14 protein-coding genes and 1 pseudogene are annotated in these 24,218 nt (G+C 60.6%); 9 read left to right on the forward strand and 6 right to left on the reverse strand.

The window, feature by feature from the left end; translation table 11 throughout:
• Nucleotides 1–6: 6 nt before the first annotated feature.
• The 4 genes from ACP7BN_RS09135 to ACP7BN_RS09150 all read left to right on the forward strand — a co-directional run bounded on the left by ACP7BN_RS09135 (nt 7) and on the right by ACP7BN_RS09150 (nt 12,415).
• Complete coding sequence (locus ACP7BN_RS09135; RefSeq protein WP_426203379.1) at nt 7–1,896, forward strand: ankyrin repeat domain-containing protein; 1,890 nt, start codon at nt 7–9, stop codon at nt 1,894–1,896.
• A gap of 169 nt (nt 1,897–2,065) precedes the next feature.
• Nucleotides 2,066–3,103, forward strand: a complete 1,038-nt coding sequence (locus ACP7BN_RS09140; protein WP_426203380.1) for a histone deacetylase family protein — start codon at nt 2,066–2,068, stop codon at nt 3,101–3,103.
• Between the two features lie 151 nt (nt 3,104–3,254).
• A complete protein-coding gene (locus tag ACP7BN_RS09145) occupies nt 3,255–7,841 on the forward strand; it encodes a dermonecrotic toxin domain-containing protein (protein WP_426203382.1) in 4,587 nt (1,528 codons plus the stop codon).
• Nucleotides 7,838–12,415, forward strand: coding sequence for a dermonecrotic toxin domain-containing protein (locus tag ACP7BN_RS09150; RefSeq protein ID WP_426203385.1), 4,578 nt, complete (start codon nt 7,838–7,840; stop codon nt 12,413–12,415). The genes ACP7BN_RS09145 and ACP7BN_RS09150 overlap by 4 nt, the downstream gene beginning before the upstream one ends.
• Here the strand turns inward: ACP7BN_RS09150 and ACP7BN_RS09155 are convergent, their stop codons facing one another.
• Entirely contained in the window at nt 12,416–13,969 is a 1,554-nt protein-coding gene (locus tag ACP7BN_RS09155) for a PLP-dependent aminotransferase family protein (protein WP_426203387.1), read from the reverse strand.
• A 92-nt stretch (nt 13,970–14,061) separates the two neighbouring features.
• On the opposite strand from ACP7BN_RS09155, the gene ACP7BN_RS09160 reads away from it, so the two are divergent.
• The 3 genes from ACP7BN_RS09160 to ACP7BN_RS09170 are packed head-to-tail and all read left to right on the forward strand — an operon-like array spanning nt 14,062 to nt 15,826.
• A complete protein-coding gene (locus tag ACP7BN_RS09160; RefSeq protein ID WP_426203389.1) occupies nt 14,062–14,685 on the forward strand; it encodes an FMN-binding negative transcriptional regulator in 624 nt (207 codons plus the stop codon).
• 10 nt (nt 14,686–14,695) lie between these two features.
• A complete protein-coding gene (locus tag ACP7BN_RS09165; protein WP_426203392.1) occupies nt 14,696–15,142 on the forward strand; it encodes a GNAT family N-acetyltransferase in 447 nt (148 codons plus the stop codon).
• A gap of 12 nt (nt 15,143–15,154) precedes the next feature.
• Nucleotides 15,155–15,826, forward strand: a complete 672-nt coding sequence (locus ACP7BN_RS09170) for a GNAT family N-acetyltransferase (RefSeq protein ID WP_426203394.1) — start codon at nt 15,155–15,157, stop codon at nt 15,824–15,826.
• Nucleotides 15,827–15,856: 30 nt separating this feature from the next.
• On the opposite strand, the gene ACP7BN_RS09175 is transcribed toward ACP7BN_RS09170, so the two are convergent.
• Together ACP7BN_RS09175 and ACP7BN_RS09180 are read right to left on the reverse strand one after the other, a co-directional pair.
• Entirely contained in the window at nt 15,857–16,135 is a 279-nt protein-coding gene (locus ACP7BN_RS09175; protein ID WP_426203396.1) for a helix-turn-helix domain-containing protein, read from the reverse strand.
• Nucleotides 16,132–16,755: pseudogene (locus tag ACP7BN_RS09180) on the reverse strand (HipA domain-containing protein); the annotation flags it as partial. The gene ACP7BN_RS09175 and the pseudogene ACP7BN_RS09180, both read right to left, overlap by 4 nt.
• Before the next feature lie 460 nt (nt 16,756–17,215).
• On the opposite strand from ACP7BN_RS09180, the gene ACP7BN_RS09185 reads away from it, so the two are divergent.
• A complete protein-coding gene (locus tag ACP7BN_RS09185; protein ID WP_426203399.1) occupies nt 17,216–19,486 on the forward strand; it encodes an autotransporter outer membrane beta-barrel domain-containing protein in 2,271 nt (756 codons plus the stop codon).
• Between the two features lie 107 nt (nt 19,487–19,593).
• Here ACP7BN_RS09185 and oadA read toward each other — a convergent pair whose 3' ends face one another.
• Nucleotides 19,594–21,402: a sodium-extruding oxaloacetate decarboxylase subunit alpha gene (gene oadA, locus ACP7BN_RS09190; protein WP_426203411.1), complete on the reverse strand. Its 1,809-nt coding sequence runs from the start codon at nt 21,400–21,402 to the stop codon at nt 19,594–19,596.
• Nucleotides 21,403–21,413: 11 nt separating this feature from the next.
• Nucleotides 21,414–22,829 (reverse strand): acetyl-CoA carboxylase biotin carboxylase subunit, encoded by a 1,416-nt coding sequence (locus tag ACP7BN_RS09195; protein ID WP_420649336.1) that lies wholly within the window; start codon nt 22,827–22,829, stop codon nt 21,414–21,416.
• 190 nt (nt 22,830–23,019) lie between these two features.
• On the opposite strand from ACP7BN_RS09195, the gene ACP7BN_RS09200 reads away from it, so the two are divergent.
• Nucleotides 23,020–23,982 carry a LysR family transcriptional regulator gene (locus ACP7BN_RS09200; RefSeq protein WP_426203413.1) on the forward strand — a complete coding sequence of 321 codons (963 nt, stop codon included), beginning with the start codon at nt 23,020–23,022 and terminating at the stop codon, nt 23,980–23,982.
• On the opposite strand, the gene ACP7BN_RS09205 is transcribed toward ACP7BN_RS09200, so the two are convergent.
• A complete protein-coding gene (locus ACP7BN_RS09205; protein WP_420649338.1) occupies nt 23,924–24,127 on the reverse strand; it encodes a PA3496 family putative envelope integrity protein in 204 nt (67 codons plus the stop codon). The two genes, ACP7BN_RS09200 and ACP7BN_RS09205, sit on opposite strands and share 59 nt — an antisense overlap.
• Between the last annotated feature and the right edge of the window lie 91 nt (nt 24,128–24,218).

Below are 24,218 nucleotides of genomic sequence, written 5' to 3' on the forward strand. Positions count from 1 at the left end.
AGCTTGATGGCCGTTCTTCGTTTATCTCCGCACCTTGTCCTGCTCGCTGTTCTGCTCAACCTGCCGATGGCCGCCAATGCCATTGAACTGAACTGGTGGGGGCTGCCCCCCAAAGCTGTGGTCGATGCACCCGAGTACGCCCGCACCATCATCCCGATTCCAGCCGCCGCCGAAACGCCCGGTGTTGCAACGCCGCTCGCGGGTTTGCTCAGCGGCTTTCGTGGTCTGTTCTACCTGAACGTCTATCGCGATCAGGACTACCGCGAGCGCCTGCATAAACTGGGGCCGATCCCGCTGCTCAGCGGCGACGAGTTTCGCAGTTGCATCACTGAGTTTCAGTATCTGAATCTGGGCACGTCGGCTGCGCGCACCGATATCGCGCCCGGCATCGTGGTCGATACCCTGAGTTTCGAGTGCGCCAAAACCAACGGCTGGGAAAGCAAGCGCTATCTGCTGATCGACTGGCGCGCACCCGGCACGCCGCTGCTCGCCCTGGGTCGGGTGCGCAACGATCACCTGTTGTCATTCCAGCCGTTGCAGGACACCCCTGCCCCAGTGCTCGACTCTTGGCTCAAGGGCATCGAAGGCGCCCGCAACGCCATGCGCTACCGCGTGCCCGACGCACCGCTGAGCATCGAAGTCGATCCGCGACCATACCTTGCCGGCGACGGCGCCCTGCAACTTTGGGAGCTGCATCGGCAACTGAGCACGGCCAGCGACAAAGGGCCGGGACTGAAGAAAGTCGATGAGCTGTTCTTGAATCAGGACTTTCGCCGCATCGGTGCCGATCAGCCGGAATTCATCGGCCAGCTCAATGACATTGCCTACTGGAAGAGCCAACTGGCGCCGGACGAGGGTTCACGGCAATGGTTATTGGAGGTTGTACGGCGCGCACCGCAACGCATTCCGGTGTATCTGAACCTCGCGGACCAAGCGTGGAAGGCCTATGAAAAGTCACCGGCCTACACCACGCAATACGCATTGGCGCAGGAGTATTACCGGATCTACTGTGGGCTGCGTCTGCAACGCAATCTGAGTGTTCCTGAGCGTGTACTGAAAAATCTCGGCCTCACCCAGGCCGACCCGCAGGCCTGCCAGGCCCAGTGGCCGTTGATTGAGGCTGTCGACAATCAGGACGAACCGCGCGTGCGGCAACTGCTCGACAGCGGCCTTCAAGCCAAGACCCTGGGCGAGGATGGCCGCAGTGCCCTGCTGCGTGCACTGGACGCGCCGAATTTCCCGATTGCGCGTCTGTTGCTTGAACGTGGCGCTGCGACCAGCGGAATCAATGGCAGCGAACCGCTGGTGATGCAGGCATTCAACAAAGACATCAAGGCTGACGCCAACCCCGAGAGGGCGCAGCGCACGCAATTTCTACTGGCCGCTGGTGCAGCCATCGACGAGCCTGACGCAAGCGGCCAAACCCTGCTGATGCAGCGAGCTTCAGTCAAAGACTCTGCAGCGTTCAACTGGCTGCTCAACTATCCACAAGACCTTGATCGGCGCGAGGACAGAGAGCAGAAAACCGCGCTGTACGAAGCGATTTATCGCAACAATTACCCGGCGGCAAAACGTCTGGTCGAAGCGGGTGCAAAGCTCAATCTGGTCTATCCAAGAGGACGCTGCACTGAAGGCGACCGAACCCAGTCAGCCTTGTTCCTGCTGGCCAGTCAGGCGCCTCGCGAAGAGCTGGGACTTGCGCTCAATCAGCAGCAGACGCTTGAACTGTTTACCTTGATGCTGAACAAGGGTGCCGACCCGACTTTGGGCCGAGAGTGCTCGGCAGACGCCTACAGTGAACTGCGCAAAGTCATCGGTCAACGTCAACGACCGGACCTGCTGGAAGCTCTCGAGCGCCATGCACCCGAGGCACACAAGGCCGTAACCGGCCGCTGAAGCCTCCTGCGGCGCCCTGCGCAGGGGCGCCGGCTCTGCGCGAAGCGGGGCGAATTCCGGTCAGCGGTTTTGGCCAGATCAATCCCCTTTTGGCCGCTCCTGCCGTTCTCCGAATCAGCATCCGCCGCGACACTACAGGCCACCGAATCAGCCCTGCGGAGAACAACAAATGCTGACGATCTACTCGGACGATCACCACCTGCACCACGGCCGCTGCGAACTGATCGATGGCCAGCTCAAGCCGTGCTTCGAGATGCCCTCGCGTGCCGACCATGTGCTGCAACGGGTGAAGGAGCAAAACCTCGGCCCGGTCGCGGCGCCGCAGGATTTCGGTCTCGGGCCGATCGAACGTATTCACAGCCGTGACTATCTCGACTTCTTCAAAGGTGCCTGGGCACGCTGGACCGAATTCAACACTGACGGCGACTTGTTGCCCTACACATGGCCGACACGCACCTTGCGCGCGATAAAACCGGTCAGCCTGCACGGCCAGCTCGGCTATTACAGCTTCGACGGCGGCGCACCGATCACCGCCGGCACCTGGCAAGCGGCGTACAGCGCGGCGCAAGTGGCGTTGACCGCACAGGCCGAGATCCAGCGTGGCGCGCGCGCGGCTTTCGCCCTCTGTCGTCCACCGGGACACCACGCCGCCGCAGATTTGATGGGCGGTTATTGCTACCTGAACAACGCCGCGATTGCCGCGCAGGCGTTCCTCGATCAGGGCCACAGGAAAGTCGCGATCCTCGACGTCGACTATCACCACGGCAACGGCACCCAGTCGATTTTCTACGCGCGCAACGACGTGCTGTTCACGTCGATTCATGGCCACCCGGAAGCAGAATTTCCATTCTTCCTCGGTTATGAAGACGAGCCGGGCGAAGGTCCGGGCGAGGGCTTCAACTTCAACTATCCGCTGCCGGCCGGTTCTGGCTGGGAAACCTGGAGCGCCGCGCTGGAGCAGGCCTGCAAAGAGATCGAAAGTTACGACGCCGACGTCATCGTCGTGTCGCTGGGTGTCGATACGTTCAAGGATGATCCGATCTCGCAGTTCAAGCTCGACAGCCCGGATTATCTCGCCATGGGCCAACGCATCGCCGCGCTCGGTAAACCTGCGCTGTTCGTCATGGAGGGCGGTTACGCGGTAGAAGAAATCGGCATCAATGCGGTGAACGTGCTGCAAGGTTTTGAAGGCCAGTCCGTCAGCTGAAGCCGCTCTCCCCATCAGACCAGGACCCGCATTAGCGGGTCTTTTTTTGCCTGCGATATCTATGTACCGCACCGGGCCGTGGCCGGGATTCTAGTCTGCTCCGACTCCGGCGTTGTTGGTGAGCGCCGCCACCGACAGAGAAGGAACGGCCATGCCCGCAATCTCCAAGCCTGACGTCATCGATCTGCAGACCCAACTGGTGTCCGGGCCTACGCTCAGGGACACCGCCGCGAATACCTTGCGTCACGCGTTAAAAACTTTGTATCCGAATCTCGACATTGATCCGCAGCTGGCAATGGTTGCGACGCCCACATGGAACATTGAGGGAGATCACGTCGCAGCCGGCCCCGACTGGTTTGAATCACTCACCGACGTGTTGGTGCGACTTGGCATCTACGGCAGCAGCGTGACCTGGTTCGATGGTGAGCATTTCCTCACCCAGCAAACGGGCGGTGGGTCGGCCCTGCATCTGCCGGTGCAAATCGATGCGGTCGGGCGCCTGATCAACGAGCTCGCCACGCTGCTGTTCGTGGCCTATCAGGAACAACAGGTCGACTACTGGAACACCGCCACCAGCCCCGGACAACCGCGCTGGTATCAACTCTCGGATGCCTTGCGCAATGTGTGGAACATTACCGATGCCAAGGGCTGGGACGCCGAGCAACTGGCCATGGCCGCGGCGGTGTACCGCTTTCCCGACAAGCAACAGCGGCTGCCCGACGACAAGTTGAAGATTCGCGCCTGCCTGATCGACATCGACCGCGATGACACCACCGAACGCACGCACCTGGACGTGCTGCCCATCGCGGTGCTGGTGGGGACCTCGGGTCAACGCACGCTGATCGCCACGCACTCGATCACCCAGGGATTTCGCCACTTTGATTCGCTCGATGCGCTCGGCAAGGCTCTGGTCAAACTGCTGGAAAACAACACTCAGGCCAATCATCTGCAATGGCGACTGTTCGAGCCGCAAGGCAATTTCTTCGATTATCAAGCCCGTACGCTGATAGCGCTGGATACGGATGTCATCGGCTCGTTCGGTGTCTCTCCATCCGTCGGCACCAGCGCTGTGGCCGACGAGGTAACCGATCTGCCAACGGCCGTGCAGCCAGAGGAGTATTTCGAACAACTGCGACCATTGCTCCCGCGCTGGCTGGACCGCGCATCCGCCGCTGATCAGGCCTGCTACAGCCGCCACTTGCTTGATCTGGCGGTTGTGCAAAACCGCAACAAGGGCAAAACCTTTCAGCGCGAGGTCAGCAGTCTCCACGCCTTTACGGTGGAGGCGCTGACCACAAGGATTCGCCAGGATCATCCGGCGACGGCAGCTATTCAGGTCGAAAACATCGAGATCACCATCACCAGCCTGGTGGTGTGGGGCACATTCGTTTTGCCCGGGCAGATGGACACCCTGACCCTGTCACTCAGCGAACTGGCACTGCAAAACCTTGCCGGGCTGCCGACGGGAATCAAAACCGTGCGCCATGTCGACGGCACGCCGATTCCCGGCTGGCTGACGGCCGATTATCTTGAAACCCTGGTGACGGCTGTCGACATCGGACGCACTTATCCGGCGATGCTCAAACGCCGGCTGATCGACGACCCGAGCGAAGCGCCTGCCCTGCGTCAGCTGTATGCCCATCAGTTGCCGATTGAACTGGCATTGCTCGCGCTGCAGTACAAAATCCGCGGTGAAGCACGGCTGGACGAGCGAGGTTACCGTTATGTCGTCGCCGCGTTTGCCACTGACGCGAGTGCCCGCGAGGTGGATGGCCAGCCCATCGTGATCCGCCCGCTGGCGTTCATGGCCCATCGCAGCAACGACACGGTCGACACCGTGGCCAACATGTTCGTCATCGGGCCACGTCAGGCAGACAAGGGCCCGTGCCTGCTTTACAGACCGCTGCTCGACCCGCCATTGCTGCAGTATCCGAGCCGGACCAATCTGCTGTATGCGATCAAACATTCGCGCACACTCAAACAAGCGGTGCTGGCCTGGCTACCCGACAGCGTGCGCTTCAATTACTCACAATACGTGTTCCCCGCGACCCTGCCTTCCGTGTGGATCGTGCCGCAATTGCTGGTCGATCCGACCATCGCGCTGGACATGACCGGCGCAGTCACTCTGGCCGACAACAACGTCATCGAAACCGATGTGCTGACAACGCTGTTCGACGCCAACGTGCAAGCCCTGATCACTCAAGCCGACCGGCAATCGGTGTCCAACGCCGAAGCGCGCTGGGCCACACTCAAACGCGGGAGCTGGATGCTGTTCAACGCGGCCTTGCCGTTTTTGGGGCGCAGTATCGGTACGGCCGCGTGGATCTGGCAGATCATGGATGACCTGCAAGCATTGATCGACGCACGCAATGAACAGCCCGGCGCTGTCGACTGGTCGGCCCTGACCGATTTACTCCTGACCCTCGGCACGGTGCTCGCGCACCGCGCGGCATCGAGCCGCCAGGCACGGCGCCCGACAGCCATCACGCCACCGCCAAAGGCCATTGCCCGGACGCTCACGGTGACGCAACTGGCAGACGTCAGTGGCGCGGAATTTCCCACGGCGCATGAAACCTCGCTGCTCACCATCGGCGCGCTGAGTCGCTCGCGTCCGCTGCTGGCGACGCTGCTCGACACACTGAAAGTCGAAAAACCCGAAGGGCTCGCCAGCCCCGCCATTGACGGTGTGCACCGCCACCTCTATGCCCATCTGCGAAAGTGGTACGCGCCCGTCGGCGAACGCTGGTTCGAGGTGAGGCTCAACGACGATGAGCAGGTGCAGATTATCGATTCGCGGCAGCAACCGGTGCGCAACGGGCCGCTGCTGACGCATGACGCCAAAGGCCTGTGGTTCATCGATCTGCGACTGCGCTTGCGCGGCGGTGGACTGGGCAGCAGGCGCAAGCAGATGCAGCAAGACAACAAACAACGTCTGAGCCAGAAAAAGGCCGAAATATCAGCCTTCGACGCAACTTTGGACGCCAGGCAGGCCCAGTTGCTCAATGCCCGGCAGGCGATGCTGTCAGCACAGCCGGCAGCCGTTGACGGCGCGCGCGATTACTTCCTGCAAACCCTCGATTCCCAGCTCAGGGAGTACGCCGACCACACCGAGCAACTGAAGGCGCTGAACGCTCTGGAGAGTGTCCCCAGCTATCGCGCGGCCATGGTCGAGCGGCTGTCGCACCAGCTGTTTCTGGCGCAATCCTGGCTTGATCAGCGCTCGAAGGACTTTCGCGACAGCTTGCACGCAACCCTCAAGCTTTTGGACGAAGAAGCGTCAGCGCCGCAACCCGGGCGCTCGGCGCACTTCGAAAAAATGGCTGACCTGACTCAGGGGATCATCGAAAAACTGCAACTCGCGCAATCGCGTCTTGAAGAGCTCGGTCTGCTCGGCAAGGAGGCATGCGAGATCAGCCGTGAGCGCAAGGCGAAACTTCCGCAGTTCAGCCTCAATGATTTGAAATTGCTACAGATCACCCTGGCCGAGCAAACGTGCCTGAAGGAGGAAACGACGCAATACGTAGCACAGGCACGCAACGCACTCGACCAGCTGATCAACGACGCCAGCGTCAACATCCGCAGTGCGCTGGATCTGAGCGGTGATGAGAGTTGGCATAACCTGAGCGAACGCACTGAGGCGATGGACAATCTGGCGCAGCAGTTTTCCACCATCGATCAACGCTTCAGCGATCTGGCGATTGAATACCCGCAACAGATCATCGGCGATCGGCTCGAGCATATCCGCGTACGCGTAGCCGAATTCAGTCAGGACGCGGTGTCTGAACTGACCCGTTTGTTGCAGGAGCGGCGTCTGATCGAGCCGACACCCGGCCCATCGAAACCTGCAGCGGCGCCCGTAAAAAGAATCATCAAGACCCGCTACAAAGGCACGGTTGTCGGTGAGTCGCGCCAAGGTGCTGACGGCCAGGACACTGATCTGGTGGACGTGAAAGCGCCACTGACCGGCAAGGTGATCGCCACTTTTCACCAGAAAACCCCGGGAGTCTGGCTGCGCAGAGTTACAGCGTCCGCTGGGCCGAAAAAAACTCCGGCCACACTGGCCGACAGCCTCACGAACGGGCAGGCGCTGCTTGATGGTCTCGCGGATTTCAAACGCCGCACGCAAGCGCACGTCAGCCGTGCACAACGAATTCCGGTGGATATCCAGGAGATCTATAACCAGCACGCCGCGCGTCTCGGCGACGTGGTCAAGGCCATCGACAAGGCGCTGCTGGCGAGCAACCGCACAGAAGAGCGCAACGACGCGGCCACCACATTGCGCGACACCCTCACCAGCGCCGCCAGCGAACTTTACGACACCGGCCGCAGTACCCGAATCCGCATGGTCAAGGAGCAACCGCCGACTGCGGCGCGAGTTGAATGGCTCAAGAGCAAAGGTGAAGTCGACATCGCCAGATCCACCGCCAGACGTCGACTCAAGGGGCCGGGCAGAGATTATCTGGATGAGTACGAAGTGCTCGATCACAAGACCCGCAAGGTGTTGTGGTACGCGCACTTCCACTACGCCAATGCCACCGACCCCGCCGGGTCCTTCACCGCCGCGCATTTGAAAACTGCGGCGCAAAGACTGCTCGGCGGCCAGGTCGATCGCGACAGCGCCACCCAGGAGCTGATCGCCATTTATCGCAGCGAGATCAGCCGCGCACTGGCCGCTTCGCTGTTTTTCACACCTGAAACGGCCACGCCGTCCACCTCCTCCCACGGGACAAAATCATGACCCCGTCCGTCACTGCGCCGCTGCTCAAACAAAGTCGCCTGGTCGAACTCACCGGTCGCGGCTTCTCTTTGCATCAGGTCGCGACAGCGCTGCTCCAGGAAGCGTTGCTCAAACGCTACCCCGAACTGCTCATCGACCCGGAACGTACGATGCTCGCGACACCTTTGCGCGACATGCGTGCAGCACAGATGAACACCCAGGCTTTCGACTTGCAGTCACTGACCCATGCCTTCATCCAGCACAGCGTGCTCAAGACCACCGCCGATTACATTGAAGGCGAGCACTTTCTGACGCTCACGCCCAAAGCGAATCCGCCGATTCATCTGGCGGTCAGCATGGATGACGTCACCGCACTGATGAACGATCACGCACCGTTCCTGTTCCTTGAATATCAGCAGCGCCAACTCGATTACTGGAATCAGTCGGCGAGCAAACAACCGCGCTGGCAGGAGCTGTCCGACTTGTTGTGCGCGGCCGCGGACGTGCAATCGGCCAGCGGCTGGGATGCCGACGACTGCGCACTGGCGCGATTTGTTGCGCAACACCCTGACAAGGCCGAACGCCCGAAAAGCAGCGATTTCGCCGGGCCACGCGCCTGCCTGCTGGACATCGACCTGATGGATGGCAGCGACACCGTGCACCTGCTCATCGCCGGAGCGCTGGTGCTGACGGCGACGGTGAAGAAGCGCGAGCGGTTCCTGATGTACACCGTCGCCGATGGCTATGAGTCGTTTGACTCACTGACAGCGCTGGGCGAGTCCCTGCCCGGGAGACTGGACCCCGATCTGTCCGGCCGATCCTTCAAATGGCGCCTGATCGAACCCGCAGGGAATGTTTTCGACGCCGTCTCCCAGGCGCTGGTGGCCAATCAGTTGGGGGCCATTGAAGCACTGGATCCCGGCAGTCAGTCCATTGCTGCCCGTGCCGGTTCCGGCCAGCAGAACCGCGCCCGCTTCAACCCGGTTGAACGAGCGCGCGTCGAGCAGCTGGAGCAGGCCATTCCCGGCTGGCTGCACGCTGGCTCCATCCATGACCTGCAAGCCTACAGCGCCTGCATCGCCGACCTGGGGACATTGCGCGAAGACGCGGACAACACTGATGACGACATCCCCCTGATCAAGCCGTACGCCGAAGAGAAAATGCGCGAGGCGATCATCGCCGATAAAACCGCCGAAGGTGCCGCCGACCTGCCGCTGGAACACTTGCGGATCACGGTAACCAACAGCTTGGAAACGGCCGGCTTCACTCTGCCCAATCCGTTTGACCGGGTGCGCGAAACCCTCGGTGAATTCGCCCTGCAGAATGCTGCGCCGTATCAAGCCACCGTTGCCTTCACCGATGCACGTGCGGTACCGGGCTGGCTGACAGTCGATTTTCTGACCGCCAAGGCGCAGGAGGTCGACATCGGAGGCCAATACCCGCAACTGATCAAACGTACCCTCATTGACGATGCGGTCCGCGCAGCCAGGCAAAAGACCCGCTACCTGCGCCAACTGCCGACGCTGCTGCCGTTACTGGCACTTGAATACAAACTCAAACGGCAGGGCGGCATCGATGAGCGGGGTTACGGCTACGTCTGCCAATTGATGGATTCGATCACCAGCAAACAGCCGGATGCCGAACATCCGGTGACCATCCGGCCGCTGGCCTTCGCTCCGCGTCGGCGAATGAGCGGGCGCGTAGACACCGTCACCAACATGTTCGTCATCTGTCCGCGAGACCACCGTCAAGGTCCCTGCTTGCTGTACCGGCCGATGCTCGACATGCCGTTGATGCAATTTGCCTCCCTGCAAAATCTGATGTACGCGCTCTACCAGCCCGGCGAATTACGTAATTCGGTAATTGCCTGGCTGGGCAGTGCAGCACTGAGCTTCGAGTACTCGCAGTACGTTTTCTCGACGGGCCTGCCCTCGCCCTGGATCGTCACGCAGTTGGCCGTCGAGCCGTTCATGCACCTGGATCTGACCGGCCCGATCGACCTCGCCAACGCGCCCCTCACCGGTGACATCCTCGCAGCGCTGCACAGCGCCAACAGTCAGGCCCTGGTCGAACTCGCCGACCGTCAGTCGCAGTCCAATAGCGAGCGGCGCTGGGCGCTGGCGGCAGACAGCGGCTGGGCGCTGTTCAACGTGGCCGCAAACTTCATGAGCGGCGCGGCGGGCACCGCTGTCTGGGTCTGGCAGACCATCACGCAGATCCAGCAGGCCATCGATGCCCACGAGCGCGACGATAACATCGTGGTCTGGCAATCCACTGCCGATGTGCTGCTGACGTTGGGCATGATTCTCACGCAACACGCTGTCGCACGGCGCAACCGCTCGTTGCTGCCGCACCTGAAAGCCGTCCAGGAGATTGTCGAGCTATCGCCTGAAACCGAAGATCTGGCCGACCATCCGGCTCTGCCTTCACCAACGGTCACACCTGCCGTCACGCTCGACCCGGTAGCCATCGTCGGCGATCTGCCCGTCGGCCATCTCACACAGCTCGAACCCGGAACCTTGCTGCGGCCCGATTCCAGCGCGCGCTTTTTGGCCATGCTCGAAAGCTTCAAGATACCTTTGCCGGATCTCAGTGGAAAAAGTGCATCTCCAGTCACCCATCTCTACACGCTCGACGGCAAAACCTGCACCCCGGTCGGCAGCCGCTGGTTCCAGGTGGCGGCAATTGAGGAAACGCTGGTGTACATCGTCGATCCGGGCAATCCGTTACGCAGCGGCATGTCGATCAAATACGACAGCACTGCCGGGCGCTGGCACTGGGACCCGAAGTTGCGCTTGCGCGGCGGCATGCCCAAGGGCCGGATCGAGGCTCTGCGGCGCGCCAAGGAACAACGGATGAATAGCGCATGGACCGCACTGGAGCAATTTGCCCAACGCGAGCCAGAAGAAAAACGCCAACTCCTGCACGCCCTCGTGTCCCTGCCGAGCGTCACCACTGAAGCCGGATTTACGCCACCCGCCACGCGCTATCTGGATCAGGCCATGAAGCTCGGCAGCGACTACACCGCAGCGCTCGAGCAACTGGATATCTGGCACAACGCGGGAGGCGCTGCGTTGCTGCACCAGTCACAACTGATGCGCCTGACGGCGGAGCAGCATCGCTGCCTGGGGTCGTGGCTGCGGGTGAAAATGCGCATGTACGCCAATGCGACACAAAAACTCATCGACAGCACGACCCGGCAGATTGCTATTCCTCGCAGCGAGCACATCGAGATTGCCAATGCGGCGATACCGCTGAGTGACGCGATGATTGGCACTCTAGAGACGCTCTATCGCTCCGCGCAAGTGCTGAGCAGCCACTCGGGCAAAGCCAAAACGGTCGCGGCAAAACTGATCGGTCTACTGCCGGACTTCGGTCCGCTCGATCTCAAAGCCAATGAAATCGGCATGTCCTATGAACGCTCGGTCAACGAGCAACCTGGCCCCGCGATGCTCGCCGCGCGTGAGGCGATCGGCATCATCACCGCCAATGCTGCAGACGCCGCCCATGAGCTGATCCTGCTGAGCAAAACCGCTGTGGGCTCCGCCGGGCAAGCCGGGCGCATCGAGCAGTTGTCACAGTGGAACGATCTGTTCGCCAGCCTCGACGAGCGCATCGTCCAACTGCCCGCCGCGTACCCCAAGATGTTTATTCAAGCGCGGCTCGACCGGGTCCGCACGCTGATCGACGAATTCCACGCCCTGGCGCGCGAACGCCTGATCGCCGAACTGCCCGAGCAGGAGCAACTGCCCGCACCCGTCAAGCCTGAACCGCAGCCCTCCACTTCACAGCCTCGGGTGAAAGTCAGCAAAAGCCGCCCGCGCCCGGACACCGGCGAAAACTCTTCAGGCTCTCAGAGCAGCGATTCGGACGAAAAAACTGCGTTCGTCAAACTCCCCTCGCAACGGCCCAGACCAACCGCGCCTAGCGATGACATAGAGCTGATTTCAGCAGCGATGGAGCTCAATCTGCACATCGACGACTTCAACCGCAAGACCCGCGAAGATGCCCGGCGACCAGGGCGCATCCCGGCCGATATTCGCGACCTGTTCGAACAGCAAGTCGCACGGCTGAAGCAGACCGCGAGTGACGTCGACATGGCAATCGCCAGACGAAGCGTGAGCAAAGCGGATCCACTGCCCATTGCGTCCCTCAGCGACGATTTGCGCGAAGGCGCGACTCGCACCCATGCCGATGGCATCACCACCTACGCGGCAATGCTCAAGCAACGTAAACCTCGGGAAGCGTATTTCCATTGGTTGCAGAGCAATGCACAGGTCGAGGTGGTCAAGGACGAACGCGGGCGTATTCGCACCCGCCATCGCGGGGATTACTTTCAGGAGTACCGGATTCTCGACCAGGCCAACGGCGGCAAGCCGTTGTGGGTGGCGCACTTCCACTACGAACACATGACCGACGCGGACGATGCGTACACGGCTGCTCATCTGAAATTCGCCGATGCGTATCTGCTGACACTTGATGCGAAGACACGCCAGACACTGAACAGCTTCGACGCCGTGGACAATGCGCTACGGCGGATCGTCGACCCGCAGGTGCGCGACCTGTTTCTAAAACCGCACGCGGCGAAACCCTGACTATCCGCGCCAGACCTCACGCAAGCGTGCCAGAGCCGACTCGATTGCCGGCTCCGGCACCGCCGCAAAACCCAATACCAGACCGGCGCGCTGATCAACTGGGGTTGTCGAATCTGGCAACCAGTAACTGCTCAAACCATTGATCTCCACATCGACGCTGGCGGCTTGCGCGATCAACTGTTGCTCGCGGGCCACGCTGTCGACTTGCACCGTCAGGTGCAACCCGGCAGACACCGCCGGCAAGCTGCCGACGCCGGCCAGATCTTGCGGCCAACCGCTGAGCAAGGCATTACGGCGGCTCAGTGCCGCCCGGCGCATGCGCCGAATGTGTCGCTGGAAGTGCCCGGCGGCCATGAATTCGGCCATCACTGCCTGAGTGCTCACTTCCGAATGCCGGACATCCACCGCACGCCGCTGGGAAAACGCTTGCACCAACCCCGGCGGCAGCACCAGATAGCCCAGACGCAGCGCCGGGAACGCGACTTTGCCAAACGTCCCGACGTACAGCACGCGGCCTTGGCGATCCAGCGCGGCCAGCGGCGCCAAAGGTGCGCCGGTGTAGCGATATTCGCCGTCGTAGTCGTCCTCGACGATCCAGCCACGAGTGCGCTCGGCCCACGCGAGTAATTCCAGACGCCGCGCCAGACTCATCACCACGCCAGTCGGGTACTGGTGAGACGGCGTGACATAGGCCACCCGGCAATCCTCGGCGGCGGCCAGCGCGGCGCAATCAATGCCCTCCTCGTCCACCGCAATTGCGCGCAATCGCCCACCCGCGACCGCGAATGCATGACCGGCCGCGCGATAGCCGGGATTCTCGATTGCCACACCTGCGCCGGGCTCGACAAGCAGCTGTGCACAAAGGCTTATTCCCTGCTGTGCGCCACTGGTGATCACAATTTGCTCAGCCGAACACTGCATCCCGCGTGAGCTGCGTAAATAGGCCGCGATCAGTCCGCGCAGACGTGCATCACCGGCCGGATCGCCGTAACACAGCTGCTGCAAATCCGGTTTGCGCCAGAACCCCGCGTTGAGCTTGGCCCAGACGTCGAACGGGAACAGATCGAAGGCCGGAATGCCGACGCGAAATGCGCGCGGTGGCCCCGTCGGCGGCGTCGATAAATGGTTGTTTTCGAGACGCTGCAACGCACCACTGTGGATAACTTTACTGGATGGAATCCCAGTGGAATTAGCCGAAATTGTGGATAAGGCTGTGGGTAAGCCTGTTGAAAAGCCTGTGGACAGTTTTGTGGATAGTTTTTTTGCCGCGAGTCCTGATTGCGGCAACTGAGCGACATAAGTCCCGTCACCAACCCGTCCTTCGATGAAGCCCTCGGCATACAGTTGGTCGTAGGCACGGACGACGCTGTTGCGCGAAATACTCAGCGCTGCCGCCAGATCACGACTGGCAGGCAGTCGCGTGCCGCTAACGAGGCGACCGTCCAGCACACGCAGGCGCAACGCTTGATAGAGCTGCAGACTAAGGCCTTTGCGGCGGTCGAGTTCGATACCCGCCGGATTGAATGGCATCGACAGCGTGGACGAATCGGGCATGACAATGGACCTATGAAATTGGTCATCAATGGCTCTTACAACAGACCAATAGCCTGCCTAGGATGGGGCCATTCGCCAAGGGAAATTTCTGCATGTATACGCCGCGCGCTTTTGCTATCGATGAGTTGTCCCAACTGCACGAACTGATTCTCGCCAGCCGCCTCGCCATTCTCGTCACCCACGGTGAGCAAGGCCTGCAAGCCAGCCATGTGCCGGTGCTGCTGCACTGTGAACAAGGCGAGAACGGCACGCTCTACGGGCATCTGGCCAAGGCCAATCCACAGTGGAAGGACCTGCGCGACGGCGCCGAAGCCATGCTGATTTTTACCGGCCCCGACGCCTACGTCAGCCCGGGCTTTTACCCGAGCAAGGCCGAGCACGGCAAAGTCGTGCCGACCTGGAACTACATCGCCGTGCACGCCTACGGCCACGCTGAAACCTTCAGCGATGGCGGGCGACTGCTCGACATCGTCAGCACCCTCACCGACCGCCATGAGGCCGGTCGCGCCCAACCATGGTCAGTGGCCGACGCGCCCGCCGATTACATCGACGGCATGCTCAAGGCCATTGTCGGCTTTGCGATCCCCATCGAGCGCCTCGAAGGCAAGCGCAAGCTCAGCCAGAACCGCAGTGCCGAAGACATCGCCGGCGTGCGCGAAGGGCTGGCCGCCAGCCCCGATCTCACCGACCAAACCCTCTCCCGTTTGATGCGTTAAGGAAACCAGCATGAGTCAGATCGATATCCGCCAGGTCACGACCGACGATTACGCCGCCTGGCTACCGCTGTGGCAGGCTTACCTGCGTTTCTACAACACCGAGCTGCCCGAACCGGTTACACAGAGCACCTGGCAACGCTTTCTCGACCCAAGCGAACCGACCCACGCCGCGCTCGCCTGGGCCGACGGCAAAGCGCTAGGCATGGTGCATTACATCTACCATCGCTCGAACTGGAGCATCGAAAACTCCTGCTACCTGCAAGACCTGCTGGTCGAAGTGCAAACTCGCGGCACCGGCGTCGGGCGCCTGCTGATCGAACACGTTTACGCCACGGCCAAGGCCGACGGTTGCTGCAAGGTGCACTGGCTGACCCACGAAACCAACACCACCGCGATCCAGCTCTACGAGCGCATCGCCGAGCGCCCGGGTTTCATCCAGTTTCGCAAAGCCATTTAAGGAGTGCTGCACATGACAATTTCTCCCGCCGACTGGAAAGGCGCCCCGCCGCCCTCGGCCACCCTGCTCGAAGGCCGCTTCATCCGCCTGGAAAAACTCGACCCGACGCGCCACGGCGACGACTTGTTCAACGCTTTGCAAGGCCCCGGCGCCGACCCGAAACTCTGGGATTACTTGCCCTACGGCCCGTTCCCGGAACGCAGCGTCTTCAACGACTGGCTGAACAACCACGCGGCCAACAGCGACCCGTATTTCTTCAGCGTGATCGACCGCGCCAGCGGCCAGGTGCAGGGCCTCCTCAGCCTGATGTCGATCATCCCGGCGCACGGCCGCATCGAAATCGGCCACGTGACCTTCGGCGCGCCGATGCAGCGCTCGCCGAAAAGCACCGAAGCGGTTTATCTGCTGGCCAAGGAATCCTTCGCCACGGGCTACCGTCGCCTTGAGTGGAAATGCAACAACGCCAACGCCCGCTCCAAATATGCCGCCGAACGTCTGGGTTTCAGCTTCGAGGGCGTGTTCCGCCAGCACATGGTGGTCAAGGGCCAGAACCGCGATACCGCGTGGTACTCGATTCTGGACTCGGAATGGCCGGCGATTGCGGCAGGGTTTGAGCGGTGGCTGAGCGATGAGAATCAGACGGCGTCGGGGCAGGTGAAAGGGTTGGTTGAGTGCCGCGCCTGAAACTGGATCGAAATTAAGTGCGTTGCGGGTTCAACTGTTATCACGGCGAATCCGCACCACGCCCATCTTCAACCCGAATGGGCGGAATACGGCATTTAATGATTTCAGCGTCTGATTGCCTTCTCCGTGCTCGATATGCACCAGCGTGCGCACCGAGATTTTGCACATCTTGGCGAATTGAGTCTGATGCAACCCAGTCACTTCCACGCGCAAACGCCGAACGGCTTCACCAATCTCTAGCGCCCCTTGAGCCAATCCCTCTTGAATGCTTTCAATGAGCAGAGTGCGCTCGGCGACAGTCATGCTCATTTCAAATCCCACTCTTTCAAACGTTGCTCCAGATTTTTCAGGTGAACGCCTGGGTGATTCATTGTCCGGTCAGGCAAGCCGCTGGCGGTCAAAATGTCCGGGAGCGCCGCCAAGCGTTCGGCATCCTCGCGTAAACGCTCGAAAGAATCCGGCGAATCAGATAATGCAGCCAATGGGTCATCCGGATCGGTTATGTCCGCCAATGCGCGGCAAACGCCTCGCCAATCGACATCTCCGGCCCTCTCCAGATCTCTTGGCCATTTTGTGGTGCGGGTCACCCCTTCGTCATCCATGACCATAGGCGCCAAGTCATATATGGGTGCCAAGCGAAACGAATCCACATCGCGAATGATTGCGGTGTTGCGACCATGGTTGTCCGAGTTGCCGAGAACTTTGTTGATCAGATCCCGACGTAGATAGTCCGCCACCAGAGCCGGAATCTGACTCCCTTGGCCTGCGTCACGCCAGAGTCCGGCGAGCATACGAATGACATCCATATGGTTCATCGCACTTCCCGGCGTAGTCACCTCAGCCAGCGAGTAAATTGACTCGACGGCAAAACGCGTGACTTCCCCGTTCGTTACGCTGCGATCAAAGCGCTGCATCCAGAGGCTGGGTTTGGGCCGGCCGCGAAGATTTGTAATGTCAGGTCGTACATATTTTCCTACTTGCATCTAGTGCGGTCGAAGCGTTTCAAAGGCTGCGTACGCAATATAGTGCACACACAGCCAAAAACTACGCGCATATGTGCAACAAAATGCAGATTTATCTGACTCAACCCCATAGTAGACGCAAAATAATGCAGATATACCCACATGGTCGAGTTTGTCAGTTTTCGAAACCTACGCAGGCTGAAGCGCAGTGAGTAGTAGAGCTCCCAATGATTCGCCAATCAATATTTCAGCGCGGGCTGTAGGCAAAGGCAGCGCTTCATCGAAGTAAAAGCGGCTTTTTGAAACTAACGAGCTGCTTTCCTCCCGATCCAGTCGCCGAACCCCGCAGGATTGGCAGAACGGCCTGACATCGGCGTCTACAGGTCCCGTCTTAAAGTTCGACCTCCCCAACACGGAGGTTGAACCGATGCTTGCTCGACATACATACCGACTTCACCAACTGGCTGTTGCGATCACACTGACGCTTGGCTACGCCGGAATCTCTCTGGCGCAAGAGACCGCTCTCGAGCCTGAAATGCCGGCCGGCCAGGTGCCTGTGCAACTGAGATCGGCGTTCGATACCGTTAGCAATGACCCTGATAAGGTCTCTCATGAGATCAAGAACGCGACAAAGGTCGTCGACGGTTTCCTGCTGAAAGCGGGTGAAGCGAACGATCTGATTAGCGTGAAATCTCGAGCCAGCTATTCCGGAGTGATTGACGGTGGCGGTGGCGACAACCTTATTCAGCTCGACGGCCCCAAGGGCGGAAAGCTTGGCGAGTCGCATAACTTCCTGGGACTGGAGGTCAAGCAAGGTGACTGGACGCGCAAAGGCCCTGCAGATTTCACCGGCGGTGTACTGGTCCACTCCAAAGCCCAGCTGACAAATGAAGGAACCATCCTCGGCGACGCGGTCACTGAAGGCATATTGATCAACAAAGGCATGATCGAACGCGGCGTGTTCGTGCAGTCCGGTGGCGATCTCACCCACTCGGGAAACATTGCAGGCACCGTGGATGTGCATGAGAACGGTCATTTCGCCGGTAATGGCGAGGTCGGTGGTCTGAATGTCCGCGGACGCTTTTCCGTGGATGAGGTGTACGGAGCACCGAGGGTCAAGGGTGATTTGACGCTGGCAAGCTCTGCCGTCCTCGCGTATTCCGTCGATGCCGCCGGCGACAGCCCGACCATCATCGTCGACGGCACTGCCGTACTGGGCGATGCGACCCTGAGACTGGTCAGTGCCGGCGACTACCCGCAAAGCAGCCAACATACGATTCTTGTGGCTGGCAATGTCGAGGGACGGTTCGGTACGGTCGAGAATAATCTGGCCTACATGACTCCGACCCTCGATTACGACGATCCCAAGCGTGTCGGTCTGTCTTACACCCGCAACGATGTGCGCCTTGAAGAAGCCGCTACCACGGAAAACGCCAGCGCTGTTGCCGAGAGCATTGAGGCGCCGCCAGCACCGCCGCAACAGACGTTAGCCGACACTCAGGAAAGTCCGCCCACAGCGAAGGATCCAGTGCCTCCCGTAACTGCGCAAACCCCAGAGCAAAGTCAGCCCGGGAAACCCGCGCAGGTTCAGCGACCACCCTCCAGCGCGGCGCCAATCTCAGCCATCCAATCCGTCTCAGCCGCCAGTTCCGCTCCAGTCGCCCCGACAAACACGGCGGTTGCGGCTTTGCTCACGACCAGTAAATCCACGGCGGCAATCGCCCTCGAACAACTGGCCGGCAGTGGCAACGCCAACTTGTCCAAGGCGACTTTGAGCGGTGTCGCGCCGGTCAGCGCCAGCATGTTATCGGCCATGCACCAACTCGATGGAATCCACGGGACCCAGAAAGAATCTCCGCGCCACGCGGCCGGAAAAGCTGACTCCGGCAGGGTCTGGCTGCAAGCCCTCGGCCACGGCGGCAAACTCGATCGCGACTTCGAGCCGATGCAGCATTCCACAAAGGGCCTTCTGCTCGGTGCGGACTGGCGTGTCGATGAGGAGTGGCGTCTGGGATTGCTCGGCGGAAACTCAAACACGCGCATGGACAGCCGTGAACTGGACGGCGACCTGAACAGTTGGCACTTGGGCGCATACGCCTTGCGTCAAAGCGGTCCGGTCTCACTGCGGCTCGGCGCGAACTGGAGCAGCCATGAAGGCCGGACCAAACGCAAAGTCGAGTTCGACCGTTTCAGCAATCGCCTCAAGGGCAGCTATGACGCAAGCACCCAGCAGGCCTTCGCCGAAATGGGCTACAACCTCGGCCAGCGAGACACCATCATCGAACCGTTCGCCAGTCTCGGTTATCAACGCTATCAGCGCGACGGCTACACCGAGAAAGGTGGAGATGCGGCGCTCAAGGTTCATGGTCAGTCCCAGGGCAACATCAACAGCACCCTCGGCCTGCGCATGGCAAGCGTCAGTACGCTGAATAATGGCATGCGCCTGACCCCGCGATTCAGCGCAGGGTGGAAACACGTTTATGGCGATACCTACACCAGCACTCGGCAACGTCTGGACAAGGGCGGCCGCGACTACACCGTTTACGGCGCAGAGCTGGATCGCGACAGTCTGATGCTCGACACCGGGCTTGACCTAGCCGTCTCCAACAGCCACACATTGGGCGTCGGCCTGTCTGGCGAGATCGGCACCGACAGCCGCAATCACGGCGTAACCGGCCAGTGGCGCATGGCGTTCTGATCGACATACCAGGGCGGGGCGCTTGCGCCTCGCCCGCTGAATTGCGCGCAAAAAAAAGGGGAGCACATGCCCCCCCGAGGTTTAAACGTTGTATCGAGGCGTGTATCTCAGCCTTCGATCTCGATCAGAATTTCGCCCGGATTCACTCGGTCACCCTTGGCCACATGAATCGCGGTGACCTTGCCGGCGATGGCCGCCTGGACTTCAGTTTCCATCTTCATCGCTTCGGTGATCAGCACCGACTGGCCAGCCTTGACGGTGTCGCCTTCCTTGACCAGCACATCGACGATGTTGCCCGGCATGGTGGTGCTGACATGGCCCGGTGCAGAAGCCTGTTTGCGCTTGCTGCTGCCGCCACCGACGAATTCGTTGAGCGGTTCGAACACCACTTCTTCCGGCATGCCGTCGATGGACAGGTAGAAGTGACGCTTGCCTTCAGCCTTGACGCCGACACCAGTGATGTCGACGCGGTAGGTTTCACCGTGGACGTCGATTACGAACTCGGTCGGCACACCTTCGCCACCGGCCTTGGCCACGCCGCCCGCTTCAGGAATCGGCAGCAGCACTTCCGGCGTCAGGGTGCCGGTAGCGCGTTCTTCGAGGAATTTGCGGCCGATGTCCGGGAACATCGCGTAGGTCAGCACGTCTTCTTCGGACTTGGCCAGTGCACCGATATCGGCACGCAGCTTGGTCATTTCCGGTTTGAGCAGATCAGCCGGACGCACGTCGATCACTTCTTCGCTGCCGATCGCCTGGCGACGCAGCTTCTCGTTGACCACGCCCGGAGCCTTGCCGTAGCCGCCTTGCAGATAGAGCTTCACTTCGTTGGTGATGGTCTTGTAGCGCTCGCCGGCCAACACGTTGAAGAACGCCTGGGTGCCCACGATCTGCGACGTCGGGGTCACCAGCGGCGGGAAGCCGAGGTCTTCACGCACGCGCGGGATCTCTGCCAGCACTTCAGCCATGCGATTCAGAGCGCCCTGCTCTTTCAACTGGTTGGCCAGGTTGGAGATCATCCCGCCCGGCACCTGGTTGACTTGCACGCGGGTGTCGACGGCGGTGAATTCGCTTTCGAACTGGTGGTACTTCTTGCGCACGGCGTAGAAGTACAGGCCGATCTCTTGCAGCAGCTCCAGGTTCAGGCCGGTGTCGAACTCGCTGCCCTTGAGTGCAGCAACCATCGACTCGGTGCCTGGGTGGCTGGTGCCGGAAGCGAAGCTGGAGATCGCGGTGTCGATGTGATCGGCGCCGTTTTCAATGGCCTTGAGTTGACACATGGTCGCGAGACCCGCGGTGTCGTGCGAGTGAATGAATACTGGCAGCGACTGCTCGCTCTTCAATGCTCGAACCAGTTCACCAGTGGCGTACGGGGTCAGCAGACCGGCCATGTCCTTGATCGCGACCGAGTCGCAACCCATGGCTTCCATCTGCTTGGCTTGCGCCACGAACGCGTCGATGGTGTGCACCGGACTGGTGGTGTACGCGATGGTGCCCTGAGCGTGTTTGCCCGCCGCTTTCACCGCTTCGATGGCCACCCGCAGGTTACGCACGTCGTTCATCGCGTCGAAAATGCGGAACACGTCGATGCCGTTGACCGCTGCCTTGGCAACAAAGGCTTTGACCACGTCGTCGCTGTAGTGGCGGTAGCCCAGCAGGTTCTGGCCGCGCAGGAGCATTTGCAGACGCGTGTTAGGCAGCGCCGCACGCAGTTGGCGCAGACGCTCCCACGGGTCTTCTTTGAGAAAACGTACGCAGGCGTCGAACGTCGCACCGCCCCAGCATTCCAGCGACCAGTAGCCGACTTTGTCGAGCTTGTCGCAGATCGGCAGCATGTCTTCGGTGCGCATGCGGGTGGCGAGCAGCGATTGATGGGCGTCGCGCAGGATGGTGTCGGTAACGTATATTTTTTTGGACATTGGAGTATTCCTCACAGGCCTGCGTGGGCGGCGATGGCGGCGGCGATGGCCAGGGCCAGCTCTTCGGGTTTGCGCTTGATCGAGTAGTTGGTCAGTTCAGGATGGCTTTCAACGAAGCTGGTATTGAACTGGCCGCTACGGAATTCCGGGTTGCGCAGGATTTCCTGATAGTACGCGGCGGTGGTCTTCACGCCTTGCAGACGCATGTCGTCGAGGGCGCGCAAGCCACGGTCCATGGCTTCTTCCCAGGTCAACGCCCAGACCACCAGTTTCAGGCACATCGAGTCGTAGAACGGCGGGATGGTGTAGCCGGTGTAGATCGCCGTGTCGGTGCGCACGCCGGGGCCGCCGGGTGCGTAATAACGGGTGATCTTGCCGAAGCTCGGCAGGAAGTTGTTTTTCGGGTCTTCGGCGTTGATGCGAAATTGCAGGGCAAATCCGCGATGCTGAATGTCTTCCTGCTTCACCGACAGTGGTAGGCCGGAAGCGATGCGAATCTGTTCGCGGACGATATCGATGCCGGTGATTTCTTCGGTGATGGTGTGTTCGACCTGCACCCGGGTGTTCATCTCCATGAAGTACACCTCGCCCTCGGCGAGCAGGAACTCCACGGTGCCGGCATTCTCGTAACCTACAGCCTTGGCCGCACGCACCGACAGGTCGCCGATGTAGGCGCGCTGCTCGGGGGTCAATTGCGGGCTCGGGGCGATTTCGATCAGCTTCTGGTTACGGCGCTGGATCGAGCAGTCACGCTCGAACAGGTGCACGACGTTGCCGAAGCTGTCGCCGAGGATCTGCGCTTCGATGTGTTTCGGATTGACGATGCACTTTTCCAGGAACACTTCCGCCGAACCGAAAGCCTTGGTCGCTTCGGAAATGACGCGGGGGAAATTCTGTTCGAGTTCTTCGCGGCTGTTGCAGCGACGGATACCGCGACCGCCACCACCGGACGTGGCCTTGAGCATCACCGGGTAGCCGATGCGGTCGCCTTCGGTCAGGGCTTCGGCGATGTCCGCCACGTTGCCCTCGGTGCCCGGCGTCACTGGCACACCGGCCTTGATCATGCTGCGGCGCGCTTCAGTCTTGTCGCCCATGCGGCGGATGACTTCTGCCGACGGGCCGATGAATTTGATTCCGCGTTCGGCGCAGATATCCGCCAGTTCCGGGTTTTCCGAAAGGAAACCGTAGCCGGGGTGCAACGCATCGCAGCCGGTTTCCACCGCGAGGTTCACCAGCTTGCGCGGGTTGAGGTAACCGGCCAATGGCTCGGCGCCAATGCTGTGGGCCTCGTCCGCACGCTTCACATGCAGCGCGTGACGGTCGGCGTCGGAGTAGATCGCGACCGAGCGGATGCCCATTTCGGCGCAGGCTCGTACGATTCGTACGGCAATCTCACCACGGTTGGCGATCAGGATCTTTTTTATCACTTGGAGGTTCCCTTGAGCCGGTGGCATCACGACCTGCTAGTCCCAGGTCGACGCGTGACCAAATGTTTCAATCTGGTCGCGCCCCCACACTAGCGCTCATAAGGGATTAACAAAAATGAATAAAAATTGGGTCAGCCATAAGTAAAGACTTATAGTCAGCGCATCAGCCTGCGCCCAGAGTACTTAGAAAATGCGTAAGTCATTGATGCGTATGACATTGCGTCAACTGCAGATCTTCAATGAAGTGTGTGATTTACGGTCCTACAGCCGTGCAGCTGAGGAAATGTCGCTCACTCAACCCGCCGTCAGCCTACAGATTCGGCAGCTTGAAGAGCTGATCGGCCAGCCATTATTCGACTATGTCGGCAAGAAACTGTACATGACCGAGGCAGCGGAAGCGCTTCAGCGTGCCAGTCGCGACATTTTCGGACGGCTGGAAAACCTCGATATGCAGCTGTCGGACATGCAGGGTTCGCTCCAGGGTCAGCTGAAACTCGCGGTGGAATCCAGCGCCAAATACTTCGTGCCGCATCTGTTTGCTGCATTCAAACGCCAGCACCCCGAAGTGAATCTGCAACTGACTGTGGTTAACCGTGGCCAGGTGATTCGCCGTCTCTCGGACAACCGCGACGATCTGGTGATCATGTCGATGGTGCCGCAGGACATGGGCCTGGAATTCCTGCCCTTCCTCAACAACCCGATTGTGGCCGTCGCGCCGCCGGATCATCCGCTGTCGCACATGGGGCCGCTGCGCTTGCAGGATCTGGAGCCCTACACGCTGTTGATTCGTGAAGCCGGTTCAGGCACACGCATGGCTTGCGAGGAATACTTCAAAGAGAAGCGCGTGCACTTCACGCAGACCCAGGAAGTGGCCTCGGCCGAAGCTCAGCGTGAATGCGTGCTGGCGGGTCTGGGCCTGGCGCTGTTGACGCGCCACGCCCTGAACCTTGAGCTGGCGACCGGCGCACTGGTCGAGCTGCCGGTCGAAGAACTTCCATTGTTCCGTAGCTGGTGCCTGGTGCAGGCCAAAGCCAAACGCCTGTCACCGGTAGCACACGCCTTCCTGGCGTTTATCCGCGCTGAGCGCGTGCAGATCAGCGCGCTGGTTGAGCGTTTCGCCGGGAAACTGCCGGTGCTGCCTGCCAGTGATTGATCTCGGCAAAATCGTCGATCTCGGCGAGAAGCAGGCGCTGTTCGGCGCGATCTTCAATGGCGCGGCGAAACTCCATGCGGCGCTGATCTTCCTGCTGACGACGGGTTTTCGCGGCGCTGTTGCGTTCTTCGTAAGGCTGAGCCATTTCGAGTCTCCCAAGGCGTTTACGGGAGTTTCACGATAGGCGCGGGGGATGACGGTTTGGCTGCTTGCAGGTTACAGGCAGATGAAATTCT

Source organism: Pseudomonas sp. TWP3-1, assembly GCF_049896625.1.
Classification (GTDB): domain Bacteria; phylum Pseudomonadota; class Gammaproteobacteria; order Pseudomonadales; family Pseudomonadaceae; genus Aquipseudomonas.